The organism is Agrobacterium sp. 22-214-1 (assembly GCF_053522465.1).
On the sequence record NZ_JBNWCK010000006.1, the window covers coordinates 250153 to 273973 of the forward strand.

Genomic DNA, 23821 nt, shown 5'->3' on the forward strand with positions numbered 1-23821 from the left:
TATACTTGAGTATGCTAATCATGTTTTGTCAACCGGTTCAAATTCACATGCTAAATTTAACCCCCATGCAGGTGGCCTATTGGGTCGGCCGCGAGGCGGATGGAATACTCGGGAAAGTTACGCCGCATCTCTACCTCGAATTCGACGGACAGGCGGTGGATGCGGAAAAACTGGCCGTTGCCGTGGAAAGGCTCTGCCGGCGTCACCCCATGCTGAGCCTCAGGATCGATGCTGAAGGCCATCAGTCCGTCGATCCTGCCGGCCGGCCGCTCCGCCTCGATGTGGAGGACATGGCCGCGCTCGATTCGGAGGCGCTTGCACGCCGTCTTGAGGCGAAGCGCGAGGAATGGAGCCATCGACGGGCCGATCTTCGCGTTGCCGCACCGGCGGCGATCTCGCTCAGCCTGTTGCCGGAAGGGCGTTGCCGTCTGCATGTGGACACAGACATGCTGGCCGTCGATCCGGCCAGCGTGCGGATCGTGATGGAAGACCTTGCCCGCTTTTACGAGACGGCGTCAGGCGTAGACGAAACCCGGACTCTCGAATCAGTGACCCCGTCGTTTTTCGACTGGGCGGAACGTCTCATGTCCGATCCGGACTTGAGGGGCCTGCGCGAAAGGGACCGGCTGTGGTGGCGGAAACGGCTTGCCGATGTTCCGGACGCGCCGCCGCTGCCGTTTCTGTCCGATGACACCGTGCGCGCCGTTCACACGGATCGGCTCGCCACGCTGCTTTCTGCGGCGGAGCGCGGCAGTCTGGAGCGGACAGCGCGGCGTTTTTCCGTGACGACATCGACCCTTCTGCTCGGTGTTTTCGCATTGGCGCTGTCTCAGGCGTCGAGGGCGGAAAAATTCCGGCTTTCCGTGCCGGGTTTCTGGCGCGCGCCGCTGGTGGAAAGGGTCGATGAGATCGTCGGCGAGTTTTCCAACGTGCTCGTGCTCGGCGTCGACATCAGGCCTGAAGAAACGCTCGAGGCGTTGCTTGGTCGGCTGTTCGATGAAATGAACGGGCTTCTCGCACACCAGTCCTATCCGGGCGTCAGCGTCATGCGCGATCTCTCCCGCCAGCGCGGTGGTTTGCAGACCTCGCCGGTGGTTTTCACCGCCGGGGTCGATCTTCCGGGCGGGGAGCTGTTTTCGGAACGGGTCGGGCGGGTGTTCGGTTCGATGGTCCACACCGTCTCGCAGGGGCCGGGGGTGGCGCTGGATGCGCAGGTGGCGGCGGTGGATGGCGGTCTGCTGATCAACTGGGATGTGCGGCTCGATGCGCTGCCGGAGCGCTGGCTGCGCGCCTTGTTCGAAACCTACGTCGCTCTTCTTCGCCGGATCGCGGAAAGCCCCGATCTCGCTTGCGAAAGCGTGGAGCGTTTGGTCGCGCAGCGGTCGGAAACGGCAGCCGAGGCAAAAGGAAAGCCCATGGAACGTCCCCTCTCACCCCTGCAACAGGCCTATCTGCTCGGGCGCGGCACCCATCTGCCGCTGAGCGGCGTGGCCATGCAGGAGTTCCGCGAATATCGCGGCGATATCGACCCGGAACTGCTGCGGTCGCGGCTTGCCGCGATGGTCGCGAGACATGAAAGCCTGCGCACCCGCATCGATGAGCGACGGCTGGTGCAGATGGTCTCCGAAGAGCCGAAGATCAATCTCGATCTCGTCGATCTTTCGGCCCTGTCTCTTCCGCAAGCCGAGGTAAGGATCGACGCGGTGCGACGGGATTTTTCCCATGCACATTTCGATCTCGCAGCCTCGCCATGGCAGGTCACTGTGTTTCTTATGCCGGATGCAGGGCCGACGGGGCATAAGATCGTGGTCTTCCTGCGTTTTGACGCGCTTATCCTTGATGGGCGGGCCATTGCCAGCCTCGCGGCGGAACTCTTCGATGGTGTCGTGCCGCCGGAAGCCGCTGCTACGACCGGAACGCCGAAGGAGGATATCTCAGCGGCCCGTGCCGGGGATGCCGCCTATTGGGCTGAAAAGTTGAAAGATGCTGAGGTGCCCTCGCAACTGCCGTGGAAAGCACCGCTCGAAACCATTCCCACCTCGCGTTACAGCCGCCAGAGCCTGACTGTCGAAAAACAGCGTTTCACCGCCTTTTCACGCATCGGTGCGAAAGAGCGGCTGTTCAAGAATTCGGCGCTGACGGCCGTTATCCTTGATGTGCTCTCGCTCTGGCTCAACGAAGGCGCGCTCGTCGTCGGCATTCCCGTCGCGCCGCAGGTGGAAGGCGCCTTCGCCAACCGCTCCAGCTTCATCGCCATTCAATGGGATGCGGCCAGGAATAGCTTTGCGGAGCGGGCGGCAGGCCTCCAGACGGATGTGCTGGAAGGGCTGAACCATCTCGCCTTTTCGGGTATCGATCTCAATCGTGTGCTTCTCAATGCCAATCCGGGCGGGCTCGCCTTGCCGGTGGTGATCACCAACGGTCTGACCTGGCCGACGCTTTCATCCGAATCGACGATGCAATGGACCGGCGGGCTTACCCAGACGCCACAGGTGGCGCTGGATTTCCGCTTTTCGCAGAATCCGCAGGGCGATCTCGTGCTCGATATCGACTATGCCGAACAGGCGATCGATGCGGCGACGGTGGCGGATATTCTCGCCGCCATCGAACGCGCGATTGCCGGGATCGCCAATAGCGGCGCTTTCTCCTTCAACGCACGCGATATTGTCGACCTGTCCCACTACTGGCTGAACGGCGACGAAGGAAACTTCGTCTGCCCGCCATTTCTGGAACGGATCGCCGGCCATCTTTTCGAGGGCGACCCGTCGCGCACGGCGCTCGTCAGCGGCAAGCGGCGTATTGCCTATGGCGAACTCGGTCAGATGGTGGCAGGAGCGATGGCGGGCCTCAGGGCGCGCGGCATCGGCCGTGGCGATGTCGTGGCCGTGTGCCTGCCGCGCAGCCCGGAACATACGGCCATCACGCTCGCTGCAGCGCTGATGGGTGCAGTCTGGGTGCCGGTCGATGCCGGCTCGCCGGAAGATCGCCTGCGCTATCTGCTGACCAATTGCCGCCCGGCGATCGTCGTCGCCCGCAGCGTTCCGCAGGGCTTCGACGCTGTCGATCCGGCGGCGCTTCTGTCCGCGCCCGCACCGGCCGGCGCACCCGTTACCATGGCGGAGGTGGCGGCGCTTTCCCAAAGCGAAGAGCCTGCCTATTATCTCTATACCTCCGGCACGACAGGCAAACCGAAATGCGTCGTGCTTTCCAACCGCGCCACGGCCAATGTCATCGGCAGCACGCTTGCGGAATGGGCGGTGACGGATGGCGATGTGTTCATCTCCGTCACGCCGCTGCATCACGACATGTCCGTCTTCGATGTTTTCGGCGCGCTCGTCGCGGGAGCGACCCTGGTGTTGCCGGAACCGGGCGAGGAAAAGGATGCTGTGCGCTGGAACGAGCTGGTGGCCGAACATGGCGTCACGCTCTGGTGCTCGGTGCCAGCCATCCTCGAAATGCTTCTCTCCTGCCGCCGTGGCGACCAGCTTGCCTCGCTGCGGCTCGTCGCGCAGGGCGGCGATTACATCAAGCCGATGATCGTCGAAGAGCTTCGCAGATTGAAGCCCGGCCTGCGGCTGATATCGCTTGGCGGGCCGACTGAAACGACGATCTGGAGCATCTGGCACAAGATTGTTGCCGAAGATGTGGCGGCCGTGCCCTATGGCCACCCGTTGCCCGCCAATCGTTATTTCGTCCTCAACGATCAGGGCGGCCATTGCCCGGCCGGTGTTGTTGGCCGCATCCATACGGCCGGCGTGAATGTGGCAATCGGCTATCTCGAGGATGGCGCGATTACCCAGACGGATTTCGTGACGGTCAAAGATCCGGAAGGAAACCCTGTGCGTGCCTTCCGCACCGGAGACCGGGGCCGTTACCGGCCTGATGGCAAGATCATGTTTGCCAGCCGCGTCAATGGTTACGTCAAGGTGCGCGGCGTGCGCGTTTCGCTGCCGGATGTGGAAAACGAGCTTATCCGCCATCCTTCCATCCAGCGGGTTCTGGTGGTGGATTACGGCGTCGAACAAAAGGGCGAGGCGGCCATCGGCGTGCTGTACGTCGTTGCACCGGGCCTTGAACTCTCGACCGCCGATCTGCGCAATTTTGCCCGCCAGCATCTGCCGGAATCGCATGTGCCCGGCCGGTTTCTCAAGGTCGACGATCTGCCGCTCTCGGCCAATGGCAAGCCGGATCGCCGTCGCGCCCGCGAATTGCTGACCGGTGCTGCGGAACCGGCAAAAATCTCCGCCCCTGCGGCTCCCGCCGTCGATCAGGGCGACCGCCGGGTGCTGGATATCTATCTCGGCGTGCTGGGTAAAAAACCGGCGAATGTGGATGCGAACAGCGACCTGCTGGCGCTCGGTCTTCTGCCTTCGCATCTGAAAACCGTCTCGGCTGAAATCCGCACTGCCTTCGGCGTGGAGCTCACACCGCAGCAGCTTCTGCGGTGCCGCAACGCCAGACAGGTGACTTCGCTCCTGGCCGCCCGGGCGGCGTGAACCCAATCATTTCGGGCGGCACTTCGCGCCCGATAACGGAAATTGTGCAAGGAAAAACAGATGGCGCATATCGATCCTGCCGGCGGCTGGCTTCCACTGACGCAGCCGCAACTCGATTTCTGGGAGGAGTTTTCCTTCCATCCCGACGAGCCGGTTTCCACCGTCGCCCATTACATCGATCTTTCCGGTGCGGTGAATGAAAGCGCGCTCATCGAGGCGATCAAACGCACCGTGCGCGAATCCGAAGTCCTGTCGATCCGTTTCCGCATCGGCGATGATGGCGAGACGCCGCAGCAATGCTGCGACCCAAGCCATGCCCCGGTGGTGGAGCTTGTCGATCTCCGCGGCGATTCCGCCCCTGTGGAAGAGGCGCTGCGGCGCATGAACGCGGATGTGGAAGCAAGGCTCGATCTCAGAACCGACAGGCTTTCGGCGCAGCTGCTCTACCGTATCGCCGATGATCGTTACCTCTGGTATATCCGCGCCCATCATATCGTCGTTGATGGTTATGGCCTGACGCTGGTCGAGCAGCGCTGCGGTCAGCTTTACGGGCACTATTGCGGCAAGGGCGAAGCGGGTCCGGATTTCCACCCCTTCGGCGATTTCCTTGCCGAAGAGGATGCCTACAAGCAAAGCCGGCGTTTTGAAAAGGACCGCGATTTCTGGGCGGCCTATCTTGCCGCACCCGCCGATCTGCCGGTGCTGGACAAGGATTGCGAGGATTATGGCGGCGGCGGCCTGCATACGGACGCGGCCTTGCCGCAGGGTTTCAGCACGCGGTTGCAACAGGTGGCGGGCGCAATGGAGATCGGCTGGCCGGACCTTCTGGTGCTGCTTTCCGGCCTTTATCTCCACCGTGTCCTGCCCCGGCCGGACCGCGATGTGCTGACCTTGTGGCTACCCTTCATGAGCCGCTGGGGCAGCGTCGGCGCGCATATGCCGGCCATGCTCGTCAATATTTTGCCCTTCCATCTCACCATCGAGCCGGGCGAGAGCCTCGGCGCATTTCTGACGCGCAACGCCGCCAATCTGCGAAAGCAGCGCCTGCATGGCCGCTACCGCATCGAGCAGATCGCCGCCGACCGGGAAATCCCGAAGGGCCGGCGCTTCTTCTTCTCGCCGCTCATCAATGTCCTGCCCTTCAGCGCGCCGGTCTTTGCCGGGCTTACCGTTATCAGGCACATCCTTGCCAACGGTCCCGGCGACGGGTTCAACCTGACCTTCCGTGGCGAAGATGACGGCAGCGAGCTGAACCTGCATATCGATGCGGATTCAGCACTGACGCAAGCGGCGGATTTCGCCCGTTACCGCGAGGAACTTCCATCGTTCCTCGATGCGATGCTGCGCGAGGATGCGCTGACGCTTGCGGCGGCTGAGGCGTCCACGGCATTCCGTCTGGCGGTTTGAAGGGAAGGCCGATAACGCTTACCCGATACTCTACGTCATCCTCGGCCTTGTGCCGAGGATCTAATCACGTCCAATAAGTCGAGGGGCTGCAGATGCTCGGGACAGGCCCGAGCATGACGTAGGAGGGCTTTCAGGATTTTGCCAACAAATTGAACCCGGCTCCGCTAAGGCGAAGCCGGGTTTTCCTTCCCCAAGTCCAGCTCAGGCGAGCGTTGTCAGCACGCGGCTCGAAGCGCCGGCTTCGGCAAAGCGGCAGAAGACGCCGCTGGTGGTCTCGCGCAGCCGCTCGACATCGTCAGGGCCGTAGCGGTCCGAACGGTAGCTCATCAGCACGCGAATGGAGCGCTCGCCGCCGATCGTCTCTTCCATCACCTCGAATTGCAGCCCCAGCATGGATTCATGCTTGTCGGGATCGATCTGGCGAAACTCCACCGGCTTGCCATCCGGCCCGGCAACGGTGCCGTTAAGCTTGTTCTTGGCGTGGATCTGGATGAAGACCTCGAACAGATGGTCGCGGCCGGGCGTCATGCCCAGCGCTTCCTCGACGAGATCGATCGGGATTTCGCTATGTTCCAGCGAGCCGTTGATGGTGTTCTTCACCGAAGAAATCAGGTCGCCGACGGTCATGGTCTCACCGAAACGCACGCGATGGGCGACAACCGTGGTGAAATAACCGATCGTATCGAAAAAACCGCTATCGGTGCGGCCCGAAGCCGAGGTGCCGACCACGAGATCGCTCAACCCGCCGAGATGGCGCAGCGATGCGGCGATGGCAGCATAGACCACGTTGAACAGCGAGGCGCTGTTCTGCTTGGCAATGGCGTAAAGCCCGTCGCTGACATGTTTTTCCAGCTTGAACTCGATCCAGCCGCCCGCCGGTGCTTCGTCCTGCGATGCCTCGTGCGGCGTGCCATCCTGTCCGTTAAGGGTAAGGCCTTTCGGCGCATCCCGCAGCATATCGGTCCAATAGGCAAGGTGGTCGGCATTGACGCCTGATGCGACCTGTTTTCTCGCAAATTCATGGAAGGGCGCCGGCTTGGTGGCAAAGACCGGAGCCTTGCCCGCCGCCCTTGCCCGGTAGGCCTCGGTCAGCTCGTCCATCATCAGGTTCACCGACCATTCGTCGAGCACGATGTGATGGAAGAGGAAGGAAAGCACCTGGCGGCCGGTCTGCGCATCCTTTAGGAAGCGCAGCCGCATCGGCAGTTCATGCGCAAGATCGAACCGCCAGCCGGCCTCCGCGTGCCGGTCCACACCTTCGCTTTCTTCGCTGGTCCAGAACCATTTGTAACCGGGCAGATCGTGCATCGGCACGATCTTCTGCAGAACCGTATCGTCTTCGACGTAGAAATGGGTGCGCAGGCCGGGATGGCGCTCGATGATATCGAGGAAGGCGCATTCGAAGGCATTCTCATCCACGGGATCGAGGAAATCGAGCGCGAAGGGAATGTTGAAGATTTCGCCGAAACCGAAGGCGGCATAGGCCTTCCAGAGCGACATCTGCGCCAGCGAAAGCGGTGCGGTGAGCGAGCCGCTCGCGGTCGCCTCAGCCTGCGCGGGTGCTGCGGTTTCGAGCCGGGTCGCCTGTTTTGCGAGCGAGGCGGCGGTCGGGTAGCTGAACAGGTCGTTGAAGCGCAGCTCGATGCCGTAATTGCTGAGAAGGCGTCCGATGATGCGCGTCGCAATCAACGAATGGCCGCCGAAATCGAAGAAATCGTCATCCGGCCCCATGTCGGGCGAAACGAGCGCTTCACGGAATTCCGCAAGGATCGTTGCGACGGTGTCGTCGTCGCTCTCACCGGAAGCAGCGCTCGAAAGGGCCGCCTGCTGCGGTGCCGCCACGGCGTTTTGAGGGACGATGCCGGAAAAATCAGCCCCGCCTTCGAGATGGCTGACGAAGCGCTCCAGCAGGAAGGCCGTCGCATGTGGCGATGTCTCCCTTCCGCCCGTCAATTCGAGGCGGATATCGCCGGCGGTTGTCGGACCGGCGGCAAGCGTCAGGCCGAGACCGGATTGCAGGGAGGGCAGGGGCAGGTGCTCGAACTGGAGCCCATGCTCCGATATGGCCTGAACGGGTGTCGCAAGCGCCTGCAGCGTGAAGATGGTGGTTCCGCCTTCATTGTCGTTTCGCTGCTCCAGACCGGACAATACGGCTTTTTCAGCCTGTTCGGGCGTTTGGTCGCGGGAGATCGCTACCCGTGCCACAGCCTCGGCTGACATCGGCATCGCAGCGCCGACGCCGGGCTGCAGGCGCAGGGTTACTGTCTCGGGACCGCCGGTTTTCGCGAGGAAAAGGGCAAAACGCGATCCGGCGCGGGCCAGAAGCGCATTCGTCGCCGTGGAGCTGTTGAGGCCGAGCAGGGTGGCGGGAAGATCGACGCCGTGGCTGTGGCTCGCCGGCCTGTCGATCCCGTTTTGCCGCAGCGCCACGACGGTCGAGCCGGAGGCCGGACGTTGCAGCCAGCCGAGTGGAAGCGGGTCGACACTGTTACTTTCGACCGCGCGCGGTGAAAGCGGTTTCGGTGTCTCACCGGCATAGGCCGCCGTAATGCCTTCCAGCAGGATTTGCGGCGAGAGGACTTCGCCGAGCAGGCCGTGGACCAGAAATGCCAGCAGGATTTCTCCCTCGCTCAAAAGTACGACGGCCTGAAACGGCGGGTCGGTCTCGGCATCGAAGGGCCTTGCCTGCAGGTCGTGCAGCAGGGTCAGGGCCTCGCCTGCCGATGGAACATGCAGCAGTTGCACGACGGATGCGGACGGGGCCTCGATGCTCTTGGCAAGCGTGCCGTCCTCGCCGAAGGCAAAGCGTGCACGAAGTTCGGGCCAGACTTCGCAAAGCGTCTTCAGCGCCGAGGTCAGGCGCAGCAGATCGCACTCTTCACCGATGCGATAGGCGAGAAGGGCGCGGAAGACCTGATCGGGATCCTGAAACTGCTCGAACCAGACCCGTTCTTCGTATTGGCTGGGCGGGGCTGCATCTCCCCTGTCGAAAGTTTCTTCGATGCGACGTGCGAGCATACGCGTATTGTCTGCTGCCATGGTCCTCTCCTTGGAAATATTCGGGAATCGCGCTCCGGCGCGAAAAATGCTGTGTCGTGGGATCAATGTCCCGCGCGCGACCGTTCGATGAGCGCCTGCCAGGCGGCAAGCGTGGGCTGCCGGGCCAGATCCTCATAATCGAGCCGTGTCCCGGCAAGCTGTGAAAGCGGTGGCATCAGCCGCATGAGGGCTAGCGAATGAAGCCCGCGACCGAACAGGTTGTCCCCCGGTTCGATGTCGCGCACTTCATCGTCGAGAACCCTGGCGATAAGGGCCTTGAGTTCCGTCATCATCGTTTCCGCCTTCGGCATGGCGTCCGCCGCGATTGCCGGTTCACTCATCGAAATGATCGTGAACGCCGCTGGCGCCGCGCCGCCAGTAACCGGAAGCGCGAGTCCATTTGGGGTTGGCGCCGAATTCTTCGACCAGAAGGGCGCGAACCTCCTTTGCAGCCTTCGATTCGCAGGCGACCCAGCTGAAGAAATCGCCCTTCGGCAGGTCGAGCTTGCGCAGCGCGCCCGCCAGCGGGTCGTGGTCGGTTCCGTTTTCCGTCTTCTGCGTCACCCAGACGATAGACGCATCCGCCTTCGTCGTGAGCTCCAGCCGGTCGGCATCCGTCTCGACCTCGATCAACGCCACGACTCGGGTGCCCTCAGGCATTTCCTCCAGCCGCCGCGCCAGCGCGGGTAGGCCGGTATCGTCGGCAATCAGCAGGTGCCAGTCGTAGGTGAAGGGAACGGTGAAGGAGCCGCGCGGACCGGCGATCCACGCTTTGTCACCCGCTTTGGCGGCTTTCGCCCAGTTGCTGGCGGGGCCATCGTGATGGGTGGCGAAATCGATGGCGAGCTCGCCCTTTTCGGCGTCGAAGCTGCGTGGTGTGTAGTCGCGCGCCAGCGGGCGCGGCGCGCCTTCCGGGAATTCAATGCCGTTCGGGCCGATCACCGGCAGGCTCGGCTCGGTTTCGCCGGGCTGGGCAAAGAACATCTTGACGTGGTCGTCGAAACCGAGGCTCGCAAAACCCTCCAGTTCCGGCCCGGTCAGGACGATGCGGACCATGGACCGGCTGAGCTTTTCGACGCGCGCGACATTGAGCGCGCGCAGCGCGACGGCGTGGCGATGGCGTTTGGGAGTGCGGTCCGGAATGGGGGAATCCATGGTTTCTGGCATGCTCATGCTATTGTCTTTCCTGGGATATCGCCGACGGGTTCGGCGGTCTCGCTGTCCCGGATCGGCGTGCCGGACGATCGCGCGTTGGGAATCTCATCCGGCGCGATATTCCGGCGTCGTTGCGTCAAGATGCGCGAACCATAACAGGCGGTTTCGGCCCCGGCAATATAACTTTCTCCAAAAACTCAAGTTTATACCCGGCACATAAATCGTGCCGAGATTGGCTTTGGATAAAGCCGTTCAGCGGCGGCCTGCCCAGCTTTCCACCTCATTCAATGTGTGCAGGGCGCTCGGAATGGAAGGCGTCGTGACCCTGGTGGAATCGAGGAAAACGATCCTTTTCTCGCGCGCCGGTTTTACGAAACGCTCCCAGCCGGGAATGATCTTTTCAAGGGCGGCGCGCGTTCCGGCCTCACCGCGGGCGGGGCTGGTATAGCTGTTCATCACCACCAGCAGATCGGGATTGAGCTTGCCGAAGGCATCGGCGCTCAGCGGCATCATCAGGGTCGAGCCCATGCCGCCCGAAGAGGCGGCGTTGTCGATCTTCAGGCGGGTATAACCCAGATCCTCCAATGCCTGCACCGCGCCGGACATGTCGCCCACCGCATTGATCTGGTCGGTCAACAGGATCGCGAGATAGGTTTTGCCCTTGATATCGTCGCCCAGCGTCTTTTTGACGGCGGCGAGCTTCGTGTCATAGGTCTTCCGGCGCTCGGCAAAGACATCGCTTCGCCCGACCAGGGCGGCAAGGTTTTCTTCGACGCTGAAACCATAGGCATGGCCGGTGCTGACCTTTTGCAGATAGACGGGGGCGACGGTGGAGAGCTGTTCGGCCTTGCCGCCATCCATTTCCGTGGCGACGATCAGGTCCGGTTGCAGCGCCCGCAGTTTTTCAAGGTCGATCTGGCCGACCGCGCCGAAACCCTTCGGTTTCGTGCGGCCCTCACCGAGAACGGTGTCGACGAAATCGACGGCGGTGGCGAATTTGCCGTCGCTGTTGCGGCCATAGGCGCCGACCACATTGGCGTCGAGATCCATCAGCGGCACGCCGAGCAGCGGCTCGTGCATGACGACGATGCGCTGCGGCTTTTCCGGAACGGAGACGGTGCGGCCGGCGGCATCGGTCACGCTGCGCTCGGCGGCGAGGCTCGTTCCGGCGGCCAGAAGTGCGGCGATGAGGATGGCAATTCGCATGGCATTCCCTTTATTCGATGTCTTCAGTGGCTATTGGTTCTGCGCAGCGCCTGAAGGCGCAGCGTGAGGATGAAAAGCGGCACGCCGATCAGCGTCAGCGCAAGGCCGATCGGCATCGGCGTATCGGCCACCAGCCCGCGTGACAGCGTATCGGCGGTGACGACCAGAATGCCGCCGGTAAGCCCAGACAGGAAAAGCCTGGCGCGGCCGACGGCGGGCGAAACGAAGGTGGCCAGATGCGGGGCGATAACGCCGAGGAAGGTGAGCGGGCCGACGGCGGTAACGGAGGAGGCGCTGAGGATGACCGCAAAAACAATGACGAGCGGGCGGGAATGCCTGACGGTTTCGCCGAGCGCCATGGCCATTTCATTGCCGAGATCGAAGACCGCGAGCGCCCGGCCGATGAGAAAAATGCCCACAAGGCTTGCGCCAAAGAGGGGCGCGAAAACGAGGATGGTCGACCAGCTTGCCTGAAACAGCGAACCCGCCATCCAGTCGGCCAGCGACAGCGAGGTTTCGGCCGGCGTGTAGAGCAGAAGCACGGAGGAAACGGAGGAAAGCGCCGATTCAATTGCGATGCCCATCAGCAATATGGCAAGGCCGCTCGAGCGTTCCCGTCCGACGAGGGCGATGAGAAGGAAGGCGACGGCCAGACCGCCGCCGACGGCAGCGAGCGCCACCAGGGTCTTGGGTGCGGCCGGCACCAGCACCAGAAGCAGCATGATGGTGGTCATCGACCCCTGGCTCAGACCGAACAGGCCGGGATCGGCGAGCGGATTGCGGGCCACGGATTGCAGCATGGCGCCTGCCAGCGCCACGCTCCAGCCGGCCATGAAACCGATGAGGATACGCGGCAGCCGCACCGTCCACAGCGCATAGGCCTGATCGTCGCCGAGATGCCCGCCCACCAATCCGCGCAGGAGATCGGCGAGGCCCGTTTCGGTATTGCCGAGGCTGACGGACAGGGCAGCGAGCGCCAGCGCCAGCACCATCAGCGCAAGGCCGGCCTTCAGATTGCCGATGCCGATCTGCAGGCCGCTCGGCAGCCGCAGCACCGCTTTGCCGTCGGTGGCGAAATGCCGTTTCATGAAAGCCCCCTTCATGACAGCCCCCTCGCCGAAGGCGACAGATAGAAGCGCTTGACGATGACGATGAAGACGAGGCCGCCGAGCAGATCCATGAACAGCCCGGTATTGACCACATAGGGCGCAAACAGGGTTTGCGCGCCAAGATCGGCCAGCACGCAGAGGCCCGCGCCGACCAGCGCGGAGGCCGGCAGGGCAAGCGTGAAGTTCACCCCGACCAGGGGCCGGATCATATGCGGCACGATGAGGCCGACGAAGCCGATGGGGCCGCAGATCGCCACCGCCGAACCCGAGGCCAGCATGGTGGCGAAGAGCGCGATCCGGGAAATGCGCGTGACATTCACACCGGCGGAGGCGGCCTTTTCCGCGCCCAGCAGAACCAGCGTCAGCGGCCTGGCGACCGCCCACAACATGACGAGCGCAATTGCGCCGATCCACCAGAAATCGAACAGGCGCTCGGCATAGACGTGGTTGATATTGCCGCCCACCCAGCTCAGGAACTCGGCGCGGCGTGTGGGGTTGGAGAGAAGCAGGGCGTTGGTCACGCCGATCAGCAGCATGGAAACCAGCGCGCCGGAAAGGATGAGCGACAGGCCGCGCGGATCGTTCGCCCGCCCGGCGAGACGCGCGACGACGAAGCAGGCGGCAAAACCGAAGCCGGCGCCCGCGAGCGCGGCAAGGCCCTGTACTTCCGGAGAGAAATCGAACACCAGCGCGCCGGCAATCACAAAAAGCGTCGCGCCGGCATTCAGCCCCAGGGTGGAGGGCGAGGCGAGGGGATTGCGCGCAAGCCCCTGCAGCACACAACCGCTGACGGCCGTCGTCGCCCCCACATAGATCGCAATCAGCGCGCGTGGGATTTGCTGATAGAGAAGCACCGACTGCTCATAGCTGTCGGCCTCGCCGCGCCAGAGCGTCGCCAGGATTTCGGCAGGCGGCATGTCGCCGGACATTACCAGCAGATTGATGGCGAGGATGGCGGCCAGCAGCAGCGCGGGGGCGAAAATCAGCGTTATTTTCGGGGTCATGCCGGAATGGCCTGTTCCTGCCGCTCCAGCCGGGGCACGCAGATGAGCCGCCCCTGCCGGGAGAAGATATCCGCTTCGAGATCGAAGACCTCGGCGACATTTTCGGGTGTGACCGTTCTTTCCACCGGCCCGGACGCCAGAACCCGCCCGGCTTTCAGCATGATGACATCATCGGCGAAAGTGGAGGCAAGGTTGAGATCGTGCAGCACGACGATGACGGTCTTGCCATGCCTGTCCGTCAGTTCGCGCACGAGGCCGAGAACGGCATATTGATATTTCATGTCGAGATGATTGACCGGCTCGTCCATCAGGATCACGTCCGTATCCTGCGCCAGCACCATGGCGATGAAGGCGCGCTGGCGCTGGCCGCCTGAAAGCGTGTTGACCTGCGCTTTCGCCTTGTCTTCCAGCCCGACGGTCTTCAGCGCCTCGGCAAAAAGCGCGCGGTCGCGTTCGGTGGGGCCGCCCGCAAGGCCGTAACGGGCGTAACCGGCAAGCTCGATCAGCTCGCCGAGCGTCATATAGTCAGGGCAATGGCACTCCTGCGGCAGATAGGCGATGCGCCGCGCCAGTTCGCGGCGTCCGATCTCGCTGATCGAACGCTCACCGAGCCTTATTGCCCCCGATGACAAAGGCACGAAACCCATGATGGTCTTCAACAGCGTCGACTTGCCGCAGCCATTGGGGCCTACCAGCGCGGTGACGCGGCCGGATCGGAAACGGGCGGAAAGCCCCCGCAAGACGGGAACATGTCCATAGCTGGCGTGAAGGTCCGTGGCGTCAAGCACCGGATACAACTCCTGTTATTCATGCGCCCATGCGTCGAGACGCCGCACGGTCGTTATAAGTATTTGAATTTAAATATCGAACCCGTGGAAAAAGCATTTCTTTCCGGCAGGCGCGACGGTGTGGTCTTGAAGCGACACTAAACTATAGTAAAACTCTCCACAAATCGAAATTTGCCGATTCAACGTGCGGATTTCTTGCCGGTTATTTCAGTTGAGGTGCATCATGTCAGTCGCAGCCAAGCTTCATGTCGGCATGTCGCTGGCCCCAACCTGGCTCAGCGGCGAGGCATGGCGGCGCGCGGACAGCGATATAAACGGGGTGTTTTCCAGCGACTATTTCGTCGATCTGGCGCAGCGTGCGGAGGCCGCGCATGTGGATTTCGTGTTTCGGCCGGATACGCTTTTTCTGCGCACCGAGGGACTTGAGACCGGCGGCGGATTTGCCAGCATGGATCCGACCATGCTTCTTGCGGCCATTGCGCGGGAAACCAGCCATGTCGGGCTGTTGTCCACCGTTTCGACCACATTTCTGCCGCCCTATGTGGTGGCCCGCCAGATCCAATCGCTGAACTGGCTGAGCAATGGCAGGGCGGGGTGGAATATCGTCACGGCGCTTGAGGGGCACGAAAATTTCGGCCTGAAAGAGATGCCTTCGCCGCAGGAACGCTACGAGCGCGCCGCCGAATTCACGCAGGTGGTGAAAGCGCTATGGGCGAGTTTTCCGAACGAAGCTATCAAACTCGACCGGGAAAGCGGTCGGTTCGCGGATTCCTCACTGGTGCGGCCGGTGGCGCATGAGGGCAGGCATTTCAGCGTCAAAGGCCCGCTCAACCTGCCGTCCCACGCCAGCCGCATTCCGCTGGTGCAGGCGGGCGCCTCTCCCGAGGGCCGTGATTTCGCCTCGTCGGTGGCCGACGCCGTCTTTGCCTCGACGCCGGATATGCAGGCGGCCATCGAACTCAGGGCGGATTTGCGGCGGCGTGCCGAGGGGCATGGCCGAGACCCCGACGGCGTGAAGCTGATGCCGGGCCTCAGCCTCTATCTCGCGGAGACCGGCAGGGAGGCGCTGGAACTCTTCGCGGAGACCCATGCCCGCGCCAACCGCGCCCGCGCCTTTGCCTCCATCCGCGATATGACGGGTCTTGATCTCGCGGACTGGCCGCTCACGCGGATCGTTACCGCCTCCGACCTGCCGCCGCCGCCGGAGACACCGAGAAGCCGCACCCATGCCGGCCTGCTGCGCCGGCTGATCGAGCGGGAGACGCTGAGTGTTGCGGAATTATTGCGGCGTCCGGAAGTGATGGGGTCGGGCCATTGGCAGATCATCGGCACTGTTGAAGATGCCCTTGAGGCCATCCGCGAATGGGCGGCTGCCGGTGCTATCGACGGTTTCGTCGCGGTGCCCGGCGGTTCGGTGGCGTCCATGCGGCTGGTGCTGGAGCGGCTGTTGCCGAAGCTCGCCGATGCCGGGCTGTTCCGCACGGCTTATTCCGGCCGCACCTTTGCGGAGCATCTGGCCAAATAGGCTTACGCTCCGCCGGATTCGGCCGTCGCCTGTCCGGCGGCTTCGATCAGCCGGGAAAAATGCCGTTCGGTCTCGGCGGTGGCCACGAAGGATACGGTGGTGACGACACAACAGAGTTCGCCCTGGGCGTCGAAAACCGGCGCCGCCTTGCCCGTCAGGGCGGAGAACAGATGTTCATTGAGTTCCGCGCCGCCGACCTCACGAATGGTTTCCAGAATGCCGGCATCGGGACGGGAGCCGCGAAAGGCGGCCGGTTGCAGCTTGCGCACGGCGGCTATCCTGTCCGGCGGCAGGTAGGCCTGAAAAACCAGCCCGCAGGCGCTGTTGTCCAGCGGCAGAACATCGCCGAGCGCCACGGTGCTGATGGAAAAGCTGGCGCTTCTCGCCCATCGCACCACGGTCGGGCCGCGTTCGGTCCAGATCGCCACGCCGCAGCTGGCGCCGATCCTGGAGGCAAGCGCATTCATCTGGCGGCCGGCGGTTTCGACCGGATTGATTCGCCTGAGCGCGCTGATGCCTATTCCGAGCGCGGCAGGTCCGAGATCGTAACTGCCGCTTGCGGGGTCCTGTATCACCAGCCCCTCCCGCACGAGGCTTTGCATGTAGCGATGCGCGGTGGAGCGGCCGGTGCCGGCGCGTTTGGCCAGTTCGCCAAGTGCCAGCGCGCTGTCCGATCTGGCGAGAAGATTGAGGAAACGTGCCGCTATCGATACCGATTGAATGAGGGCAGAGCGCTTTTCGCCCTCGTTTTCCGGCAGATTGTGCGAATCGTCATCCATGGCGTTCAAGCGCGTTCCCCCCGTTTTGTTGAGCATGCCTAACGCATCGGGCCGGAAATCGGAATCGATTTCTGCGGACGGAACCATGCTGTTCCCTTTCGAAACGCTGCGGGTGCGCAAACGGCGGTCGGTAAACTTTGTTGTAAATATGGCACATCCCGTTACGGAAGCCTTTTCGTCCGCAATACAGAACGCATTCTCTATTGCGAAACGGATAACGCTTCCGTTACTTGAATATGACTTTAATACTCATGTTTATTAGGGGTGTGTGATGGGGTTTAGCTCTAGCGGTCGTTTGATGAGCGGGGTCAGCGCTCTGACGCTGGCGACAATGTTTGTGACGCCGGTTCTCGGTCAGGATCAGCAGGCGACGGCGGCGGGCACCACCGTCCTGAAGCCGATCGTCGTGACCGGTGAAAAAGTGGCGCGCGACATGAAGAACACGGCGTCGTCCGTCTCGGTCATATCCGGGGATAAAATCAAAAAGGAAAAGACCGGCGACCCGACCGTATCGGAAGCGATCAAGGATATTCCGAACGTCGTTTACACCGACAATGTCAGCGCCCCGATCATTCGCGGACAGGACACGCAGGGACCGAATACCGGCTCCATCGCCTTCTTCACCGGCACGGTGCCGCGCGCGACGATCAATGTCGACGGCCACTATCTCGGTTATAACGAGTTCATCTATGGCGCGAGCTCCATCTGGGATGTCGAAAGCATCGAGGTATTCCGCGGCCCGCAGACCACCTCGCAGGGCGCCAACGCCATTGCCGGCGCGATCCTCGTCAACACCAAGGACCCGACCTTTACGCCCGAAGCCAGCTATCAGGCGGAAATCGGCAATTATCACCAGAAGCGGGCTTCATTCGCGCTTTCGGGGCCGCTGATCGAAGACGAGCTGGCGGCGCGCATGGCGATCGATTATTCCGGCCGCGATACTTTCATCGACTATATCAATCCGAGCTTTGCACGCAGCGGCACGGACCAGGACTTCAAGGAGTTCAACGGCCGCTTCAAGCTCTTGTGGGAACCTGCGGAAATTCCCGGCCTTTCGACCAAGTTGACCTATTCCTACAATAACTCCAACCGCCCGACATCGGAGGCGGCTTTCGGTCGTTACGAGGATCTCACGCACACGACCGCCACGAAACCGAGTTTCAAACAGCACACCAACACCGTCATTCTCGACATCAACTATGACTTCGAGAACGGTGTGAAAGTATTCAACCAGACGCAATTTTCCGCTGCCGATACCAAGCGAAGGGTGGGTATCCCCAATACCGGCGACGCCGACGTCGATCAGAAAAATACCTCCAACGAAACGCGCGTAACTTTCGGCGATCAGGAAGATACGCTGAGCGGCGTTGTCGGTCTTTATTATGCTCACACCCAGACCGACGAAAAACTCCTTCTCAACGGAACGTCTCTTTTCGACGATACCAAGGATAATTTCGGTCTCTTCAGCGAGCTGAGCTATCGCCTGACCGATCAGTGGACCCTGACCGGCGGTCTGCGGTATCAGCGGGACCAGATTCAGCGCGTCGGCTTCAGGGCGTTGGGCGCCGGAAGAAGTTCGGTGAACTACGACGAAACCTTCTCGGAAATTCTGCCGAAGGTCTCTCTTGCTTACGCCGTGACTGACGACTGGACGGTCGGCGGCATGATCAGCAGGGGTTACAATCCCGGCGGCGTGGCCTTCGATCTGACAACCAGCAAGTGGCGCAATTTCGACAAGGAAACGATCTGGAACTACGAGCTGTTCACGCGGGCGAACCTTCTGGACGACACGCTGACGGTCAACGGCAACCTGTTCTATATGGACATGCAGGATGCGCAGTTCAGCATTCCGGTGTTTGTCTCCTCGGGCGTGACCGAAACCTATACGATCAACGCCGAAGAGGCTCATGCCTATGGTTTGGAAATCGGAGCTGACTATCAGGTTCTCGACAATCTGACGCTCAAGGCCAGTGCCGGCGTATTGAAAACCGAAATCGACGAGATTTCCAGCAATGCCGCCTATGCCGGCAAGGAGTTCGCCAAGTCTCCGGGTTACATGTTCACCGTTGGCGCAAGTTGGGATGTGACCGACAAGTTCACGGTTTCAGGTCAGGTGCGTCATCTGGATGGCTATTTCTCGGATACGGCCAACACTTCGGCCTATGCGATCAAGCCCTATACAATTGCGGATATACGCGCGAGCTACAAGTTCCAGGAACAGCTCGAGCTCTATGCCTACGTCAAGAATGTGTTCGACGAACGCGCGCCGACCTACAAGATGCTGACCCGCGGTATCGGCGCGTCGGGCATTGAGGCGAGCATGACCGAACCGCGCATGTTTGGCGTCGGTATTCGCGGCACGTTCTGAGCGATTGCCGGATTTGAAAAGCAAAAGGCCTTCGAAGTGATCTTCGAAGGCCTTTCTGTTTCAGGGGGGGATCGCTCCCGATGATACGATTTGAGCTTGGCTCAGAGCGCTGGCTCACATTCGCCGGGGCGTCATGCATTCTCCCTCCGTCATTCCGGCCTTGAGCCGGAATCCAGCCAGCCCAAGTCCTTGGGCTGAAAGGAGTCTTCCCGCCACGCGGACGCGCGTCGGCTGGATTCCGGCTCAAGGCCGGAATGACGGTGAGAAGAAATGTCGCCGTTTACTATGACCGACGCCGTCCCCGCTCCGGTCCATAAGCCTCAGAAAAACGCCTGAATGCCCGTCTGCGCCCGGCCGAGGATCAGCGCGTGGACGTCGTGCGTGCCCTCATAGGTGTTGACCGTCTCAAGGTTCTGGGCGTGGCGCATGACGTGATATTCGATCTGGATGCCGTTGCCGCCATGCATGTCGCGGGCCTGGCGGGCGATATCCAGCGCCTTGCCGCAATTGTTGCGCTTGATGATGGAGATCATTTCCGGCGCCATCTTGTGCTGGTCCATCAGCCGGCCGACGCGGAGCGATGCCTGAAGGCCGAGCGCGATTTCGGTCTGCATGTCGGCGAGCTTCTTCTGGTAAAGCTGCATGCCGGCCAGCGGCTTGCCGAACTGCTTGCGGTCGAGACCATATTGCAGGGCGCGGAACCAGCAATCTTCGGCAGCTCCCATCACACCCCAGGAAATGCCGTAACGGGCGCGGTTGAGGCAGCCGAACGGGCCTTTCAGGCCGGAAACATTGGGCAGCAGCGCGTCTTCGCCCACTTCCACACCGTCCAGAACGATCTCGCCGGTGATGGAGGCGCGCAGCGAAAGCTTGCCGCCGATCTTGGGAGCGGAGAGGCCCTTCATGCCCTTTTCCAGCACGAAGCCCCTGATCTGGTTGTCATGGGCTTCCGATTTCGCCCAGACGACGAAGACATCGGCGATTGGAGCATTGGAAATCCACATTTTCGAACCGCGCAGGCGATAGCCGCCGGCGATCTTTTCGGCGCGGGTCTTCATGCCGCCGGGATCGGAACCGGCATCCGGCTCGGTGAGGCCGAAACAGCCGATCAACTCGCCCGAGACGAGGCCGGGCAGGTATTTCTTCTTCTGCTCGTCAGAGCCATAGGCGAAGATCGGATGGATGACGAGCGAGGACTGCACGCTCATCATCGAGCGGTAACCGCTGTCGATCCGCTCCACCTCGCGGGCGACGAGGCCGTAAGCCACATAGCTGGCATTGGCCGCGCCATATTCTTCCGGCAGGGTGACGCCGAGCAGGCCGGTGCGGCCCATCAGGCGGAACAGTTCCGGTTCGGTTGTTTCGGAGAGATAGGCCTCGGAGACACGCGGCAGGAGTTCCGATTTGCCGAAGGCGGCGGCGGCGTCGCGGATCATCCGCTCGTCGTCGGTCAGTTGGTCTTCGAGCAGAAAAGGGTCCTGCCAATTGAATGCTGCGTGTTCGCTCACGTGATGCCTCCGGATTTGCTGGCCGGATTATTGGTATTCGAGCCAGTCGGCACAAGCCATGTTTACTCATTTTTGCATTACATATAGTAATGGCTCATGACGTCTCTCAGCCGCAAACTCCTGCCCTCCACCAGTGCGCTCGCCGCCTTCGATTCCGTGGCCCGGCTCGGCAGCTTTTCCGCCGCCGCCGATGAGCTTGCCCTGACGCAGGGGGCGATCAGCCGGCAGGTTATGTCACTGGAAGAACAGCTTGGCGTGCGCCTGTTCGAACGCGGCGCACGCGGCGTGGCGCTGACGGCGGAAGGCCGTGCCTATGCAAAATCCATCGCCTCCGCCCTTGGCGAGATACGCTCCGCCTCACTGCAGATCATGACCAAAACGCATGGCAATACCTTGAACCTTGCCATGTTGCCCACCTTCGGCACCCGCTGGCTTCTGCCGCGTATCCCGGATTTCGTGGCGAACCACCCCGAAATCACCATCAATTTCGCCACCCGCATCGGCCAATTCGACTTTGAGCGTGAGCAGCTGGATATGGCGATCCATATCGGCCAGGCCGATTGGCCGGGGGCGGAAAGCACCTTTCTCATGCATGAGATGGTCGCGCCGGTGTGCAGCCCGCAATTCCTCAGCGCCCATCCCGTGGAAAAGGGAGAGGATATCGCCGCCCTGCCACTGTTGCACATGGCCTCGCGGCCGGGCGCATGGGGTCACTGGTTCGAAAGCCTCGGCCTGTCGCTCGCCTTGCCGCAGGGCATGCGCTTCGAGCAGTTTTCCAGCGTGGCGCAGGCCTGCATCGCCGGGCTTGGAGTGGCGTTGATGCCGCTTTTCCTGATCGATAACGAACTGAAATCGAAGCAACTGGTAAAGGCCTTCGATCATCAGGCCAGAAGCCCCAGCTCCTATTATGCCGTGGCACCGCTTTCGCGCGCCAATCACGTGCCGGTCGTGCTGTTTCGCGATTGGCTGGTGCGGCAGGTGGAGGCATACCGCGCAGTGAACAGCGAAGCCTCGCAAAAATAATCGCACTTTTTTCGGGCAGTTAGACTTTATGCCCGGGTTTTCGCCGATTTTGCCCTCCGCCGGACTCGACAGGGCGGCCTTGCTCGATTATCGTGATTAAACGTTTAATCAGCCCTTCCGGACCATCATGGCGTCTTCACGGCCTGCCACCAATCTGAGCGCGATAGCAGCGGCACTCGGCGTGTCGGCGGCAACCGTGTCCAATGCGCTGTCGGGCAAGGGTCGGGTTTCGCCGGAGCTGGTGGAGCGCATTCGCAAGACGGCAAGCGAGCTGGGCTATGTGCCGAGTTCGGCGGGCAGGGCGCTTCGCACCGGCAGAAGCGGTGTTCTGGGGCTGGTTCTGCCGGATATTGCCAATCCTCTCTTTCCGCAGATCGCGCAGGCGATCGAAAAGGCGGCCGTCACTGCCGGTTACGGCGTGCTGATCGCCGACTCGCGCGGTGAGATCGCCATGCAGACGGATGCGATCAACCGGCTGATCGAGCGCGGTGTGGATGGCATGGTCATCGTTCCCCGCCGCGGCACGCGCATTGCCGATGTCGATTGTCCCGTCGCGGTGATCGACAGCCCCTCGACGCCCGGCAACACGGTCGCCGCCGACCATTGGGATGGCGGCCGGCAGGTGGGCGAATATCTGGCCGGGCTTGGCCATCGCAAGGTGGTGCTGGTGGGCAAGAACCGCGATTCCAACGTGCAGAACGACCGTCTCGGCGGTATTCGCGATGGTCTTGGCAAGGCGTGCGTGACGCAGACGCTCTGGGTGGACGCCATTGAACAGGCGGGCGGCGCGGGTTGCCGGCTTGGTCTTGCAGAGAAGGTTGCCGAAGGTTTCACCGCCTTTGCCGCCGTATCCGATCTGCATGCGCTGCGCGTGCTCACCGAATTGCAGCGCGAGGGCATCGAGGTGCCGGAAGAGGCCAGTGTCACCGGCTTCGACGATCTCATCTTTTCCGCCGTGGTCACTCCGCCCTTGTCGACCATGCGCATGGATATGGGCCGTATCGCCGATCTCGCCGTCGGCGCGCTGCTGCGCGCGATAGATGGCGCGGGCGAAAACGGCGTCGCCGTCGATGTGACGGCGGACATCTCGAAAGTACCGATGGCGCTGATCATGCGCGGCTCCACCGGCAAGGCAAAGCATGATGCGATTGAAGCCAAAAAAACGACAGCAGGAGAACTCACACCATGAAAAAGATCATTCTTGCATCGGGCGCCGCCCTGATGTTGACGATGGGCGCCGCGCAGGCGCAGGACAAGACGCTGACCATCTCCGTCTACGCCTTCGCGCAGGACGAATTCAAGGAGCTGGTCTATACGCCGTTCGAAAAGCAATGCGGCTGCAAGCTGGTTGTCGAGACCGGCAACAGCGTCGAGCGTCTGGCCAAGATGGAGGCGAACAAGGCCAATCCGGTGGTCGATCTCGCCATCGTTTCCATGGCGGATGCGCTGTCGGCCACCCGCAAGGACCTGATCCAGAAGATCGACGCGTCCAAGGTTCCGAATATCGAAAAGCTCTATGATATCGCCAAGGATCCGAATGGCGACGGCATGAGCGTCGGCGTCAATTTCTACGCCACCTCCATCGTTTACCGCACCGACAAGATGAAGATCGATAGCTGGGCCGATCTTCTGAAGGACGGCATTGTCGACCACGTCGCCTTCCCGAATGTCACCACCAACCAGGGCCCGCCGGCGCTTTACATGCTCGGCAAGGCCATCGGCAAGGACACGCCCGATCTTTCCGGCGCCATCGAGGCCGTGGGCGAAAAGAAGGACGATATCGTCACTTTCTACGTCAAATCCTCGCAGCTGGTGCAGTTGATGCAGCAGGAAGAAATCTGGGCAGCGCCCATCGGCCGCTTCTCCTGGGCGCCTTTCACCAAGCTCGACCTGCCGCTCGCCTGGGCAACACCCAAGGAAGGCCAGACCGGCGGCATGAACGTGCTCGTGGTGCCGAAGGGCACGAAGAACGAGGAACTCGCGTTGCAGTTCATGGATTTCTGGCTCTCGACCGACGTTCAGAAGGCGCTGGCCGAAAAGCTGGTGGACAGCCCGACCAACAGGGAAGTCAAGGTTTCCGACGAGGTGGCGAACAACATCACCTATGGCGACGAAACCGCAAAAAGCCTGCAGCTCATTCCTTCCGACGTGACGCTCGATAACCGCGACAAGTGGCTGTCGGAGTGGAATTCCAAGGTCGGTCAGTAAGTCCTTCACCGTTTGGAATGGGGCACCCAAACGTCCGTCAGGGCGGCTCCATTCCCGGAAAAGCGGTTCGGTCGTCCCCTGACCGCTTTTCCACTATTTTGATCGTAGGCCGGCGCGTCTGGCGAACCCAATGGCACCAAGCTCAATGATTTCGTGTTTTGGCCCACCACACACTCCCTCATTCCTGTGCTTGTCACAGGAATCCA

The 23821-nt window shown here is 61.9% G+C and carries 16 protein-coding genes; 7 read left to right on the forward strand and 9 right to left on the reverse strand.

Features of this window, described 5'->3' with window-relative positions; all coding sequences use genetic code 11:
- Nucleotides 1-47 precede the first annotated feature (47 nt).
- Nucleotides 48-4496, forward strand: a complete 4449-nt coding sequence (locus tag ACQZ5G_RS20645) for an amino acid adenylation domain-containing protein (protein ID WP_448738615.1) — start codon at nt 48-50, stop codon at nt 4494-4496.
- A 60-nt stretch (nt 4497-4556) separates the two neighbouring features.
- Nucleotides 4557-5903, forward strand: coding sequence for a condensation domain-containing protein (locus tag ACQZ5G_RS20650; RefSeq protein WP_448738614.1), 1347 nt, complete (start codon nt 4557-4559; stop codon nt 5901-5903).
- 201 nt (nt 5904-6104) lie between these two features.
- On the opposite strand, the gene ACQZ5G_RS20655 is transcribed toward ACQZ5G_RS20650, so the two are convergent.
- From ACQZ5G_RS20655 to ACQZ5G_RS20685, 7 genes are all read right to left on the reverse strand, one after another.
- Nucleotides 6105-8942, reverse strand: a complete 2838-nt coding sequence (locus tag ACQZ5G_RS20655) for a condensation domain-containing protein (RefSeq protein ID WP_448738613.1) — start codon at nt 8940-8942, stop codon at nt 6105-6107.
- Between the two features lie 62 nt (nt 8943-9004).
- Nucleotides 9005-9283, reverse strand: a complete 279-nt coding sequence (locus tag ACQZ5G_RS20660) for a phosphopantetheine-binding protein (RefSeq protein ID WP_003520927.1) — start codon at nt 9281-9283, stop codon at nt 9005-9007.
- Nucleotides 9276-10115 carry a siderophore-interacting protein gene (locus tag ACQZ5G_RS20665; protein WP_448738612.1) on the reverse strand — a complete coding sequence of 280 codons (840 nt, stop codon included), beginning with the start codon at nt 10113-10115 and terminating at the stop codon, nt 9276-9278. Before ACQZ5G_RS20665 ends, ACQZ5G_RS20660 begins: the two co-directional genes overlap by 8 nt.
- A gap of 234 nt (nt 10116-10349) precedes the next feature.
- Nucleotides 10350-11303 (reverse strand): ABC transporter substrate-binding protein, encoded by a 954-nt coding sequence (locus tag ACQZ5G_RS20670; protein WP_020811034.1) that lies wholly within the window; start codon nt 11301-11303, stop codon nt 10350-10352.
- A 23-nt stretch (nt 11304-11326) separates the two neighbouring features.
- Nucleotides 11327-12391, reverse strand: a complete 1065-nt coding sequence (locus tag ACQZ5G_RS20675) for a FecCD family ABC transporter permease (RefSeq protein ID WP_448738611.1) — start codon at nt 12389-12391, stop codon at nt 11327-11329.
- Between the two features lie 11 nt (nt 12392-12402).
- Nucleotides 12403-13416 (reverse strand): FecCD family ABC transporter permease, encoded by a 1014-nt coding sequence (locus ACQZ5G_RS20680; RefSeq protein WP_448738610.1) that lies wholly within the window; start codon nt 13414-13416, stop codon nt 12403-12405.
- Nucleotides 13413-14213, reverse strand: a complete 801-nt coding sequence (locus tag ACQZ5G_RS20685; RefSeq protein ID WP_448738609.1) for an ABC transporter ATP-binding protein — start codon at nt 14211-14213, stop codon at nt 13413-13415. The genes ACQZ5G_RS20680 and ACQZ5G_RS20685 overlap by 4 nt, the downstream gene beginning before the upstream one ends.
- A 214-nt stretch (nt 14214-14427) precedes the next feature.
- Here ACQZ5G_RS20685 and ACQZ5G_RS20690 point away from each other — a divergent pair, with 214 nt between their 5' ends.
- Nucleotides 14428-15729 (forward strand): NtaA/DmoA family FMN-dependent monooxygenase, encoded by a 1302-nt coding sequence (locus ACQZ5G_RS20690; protein WP_448738608.1) that lies wholly within the window; start codon nt 14428-14430, stop codon nt 15727-15729.
- Nucleotides 15730-15731: 2 nt separating this feature from the next.
- On the opposite strand, the gene ACQZ5G_RS20695 is transcribed toward ACQZ5G_RS20690, so the two are convergent.
- The gene (locus tag ACQZ5G_RS20695; RefSeq protein WP_448742678.1) at nt 15732-16508 is read right to left on the reverse strand and encodes an IclR family transcriptional regulator; all 777 of its coding nucleotides are present in this window, start codon (nt 16506-16508) and stop codon (nt 15732-15734) included.
- Between the two features lie 298 nt (nt 16509-16806).
- On the opposite strand from ACQZ5G_RS20695, the gene ACQZ5G_RS20700 reads away from it, so the two are divergent.
- A complete protein-coding gene (locus tag ACQZ5G_RS20700; RefSeq protein ID WP_448738248.1) occupies nt 16807-18876 on the forward strand; it encodes a TonB-dependent receptor in 2070 nt (689 codons plus the stop codon).
- A 320-nt stretch (nt 18877-19196) separates the two neighbouring features.
- Here ACQZ5G_RS20700 and ACQZ5G_RS20705 read toward each other — a convergent pair whose 3' ends face one another.
- The gene (locus tag ACQZ5G_RS20705) at nt 19197-20384 is read right to left on the reverse strand and encodes an acyl-CoA dehydrogenase (RefSeq protein ID WP_448738249.1); all 1188 of its coding nucleotides are present in this window, start codon (nt 20382-20384) and stop codon (nt 19197-19199) included.
- A gap of 96 nt (nt 20385-20480) precedes the next feature.
- Here ACQZ5G_RS20705 and ACQZ5G_RS20710 point away from each other — a divergent pair, with 96 nt between their 5' ends.
- The 3 genes from ACQZ5G_RS20710 (at nt 20481) to ACQZ5G_RS20720 (ending at nt 23615) form a co-directional block, all read left to right on the forward strand.
- Nucleotides 20481-21407, forward strand: coding sequence for a LysR family transcriptional regulator (locus tag ACQZ5G_RS20710; RefSeq protein WP_448738250.1), 927 nt, complete (start codon nt 20481-20483; stop codon nt 21405-21407).
- Between the two features lie 127 nt (nt 21408-21534).
- Entirely contained in the window at nt 21535-22596 is a 1062-nt protein-coding gene (locus ACQZ5G_RS20715) for a LacI family DNA-binding transcriptional regulator (protein WP_448738251.1), read from the forward strand.
- Complete coding sequence (locus ACQZ5G_RS20720) at nt 22593-23615, forward strand: ABC transporter substrate-binding protein (RefSeq protein ID WP_137005542.1); 1023 nt, start codon at nt 22593-22595, stop codon at nt 23613-23615. The genes ACQZ5G_RS20715 and ACQZ5G_RS20720 overlap by 4 nt, the downstream gene beginning before the upstream one ends.
- Nucleotides 23616-23821: the final 206 nt, after the last annotated feature.

Excerpts from the sequence above, each read along its gene's own strand:
- ACQZ5G_RS20680 (WP_448738610.1), bottom strand. The coding sequence starts at position 13,416 with ATGACCCCGAAAATAACGCTGATTTTCGCCCCCGCGCTGCTGCTGGCC.
- ACQZ5G_RS20710 (WP_448738250.1), top strand. The coding sequence starts at position 20,481 with ATGACGTCTCTCAGCCGCAAACTCCTGCCCTCCACCAGTGCGCTCGCC.
- ACQZ5G_RS20660 (WP_003520927.1), bottom strand. The coding sequence starts at position 9,283 with ATGAGTGAACCGGCAATCGCGGCGGACGCCATGCCGAAGGCGGAAACG.
- ACQZ5G_RS20715 (WP_448738251.1), top strand. The coding sequence starts at position 21,535 with ATGGCGTCTTCACGGCCTGCCACCAATCTGAGCGCGATAGCAGCGGCA.
- ACQZ5G_RS20655 (WP_448738613.1), bottom strand. The coding sequence starts at position 8,942 with ATGGCAGCAGACAATACGCGTATGCTCGCACGTCGCATCGAAGAAACT.
- ACQZ5G_RS20665 (WP_448738612.1), bottom strand. The coding sequence starts at position 10,115 with ATGAGCATGCCAGAAACCATGGATTCCCCCATTCCGGACCGCACTCCC.
- ACQZ5G_RS20670 (WP_020811034.1), bottom strand. The coding sequence starts at position 11,303 with ATGCGAATTGCCATCCTCATCGCCGCACTTCTGGCCGCCGGAACGAGC.
- ACQZ5G_RS20690 (WP_448738608.1), top strand. The coding sequence starts at position 14,428 with ATGTCAGTCGCAGCCAAGCTTCATGTCGGCATGTCGCTGGCCCCAACC.
- ACQZ5G_RS20700 (WP_448738248.1), top strand. The coding sequence starts at position 16,807 with ATGAGCGGGGTCAGCGCTCTGACGCTGGCGACAATGTTTGTGACGCCG.
- ACQZ5G_RS20695 (WP_448742678.1), bottom strand. The coding sequence starts at position 16,508 with ATGGATGACGATTCGCACAATCTGCCGGAAAACGAGGGCGAAAAGCGC.
- ACQZ5G_RS20650 (WP_448738614.1), top strand. The coding sequence starts at position 4,557 with ATGGCGCATATCGATCCTGCCGGCGGCTGGCTTCCACTGACGCAGCCG.
- ACQZ5G_RS20675 (WP_448738611.1), bottom strand. The coding sequence starts at position 12,391 with ATGAAACGGCATTTCGCCACCGACGGCAAAGCGGTGCTGCGGCTGCCG.
- ACQZ5G_RS20720 (WP_137005542.1), top strand. The coding sequence starts at position 22,593 with ATGAAAAAGATCATTCTTGCATCGGGCGCCGCCCTGATGTTGACGATG.
- ACQZ5G_RS20645 (WP_448738615.1), top strand. The coding sequence starts at position 48 with ATGCTAAATTTAACCCCCATGCAGGTGGCCTATTGGGTCGGCCGCGAG.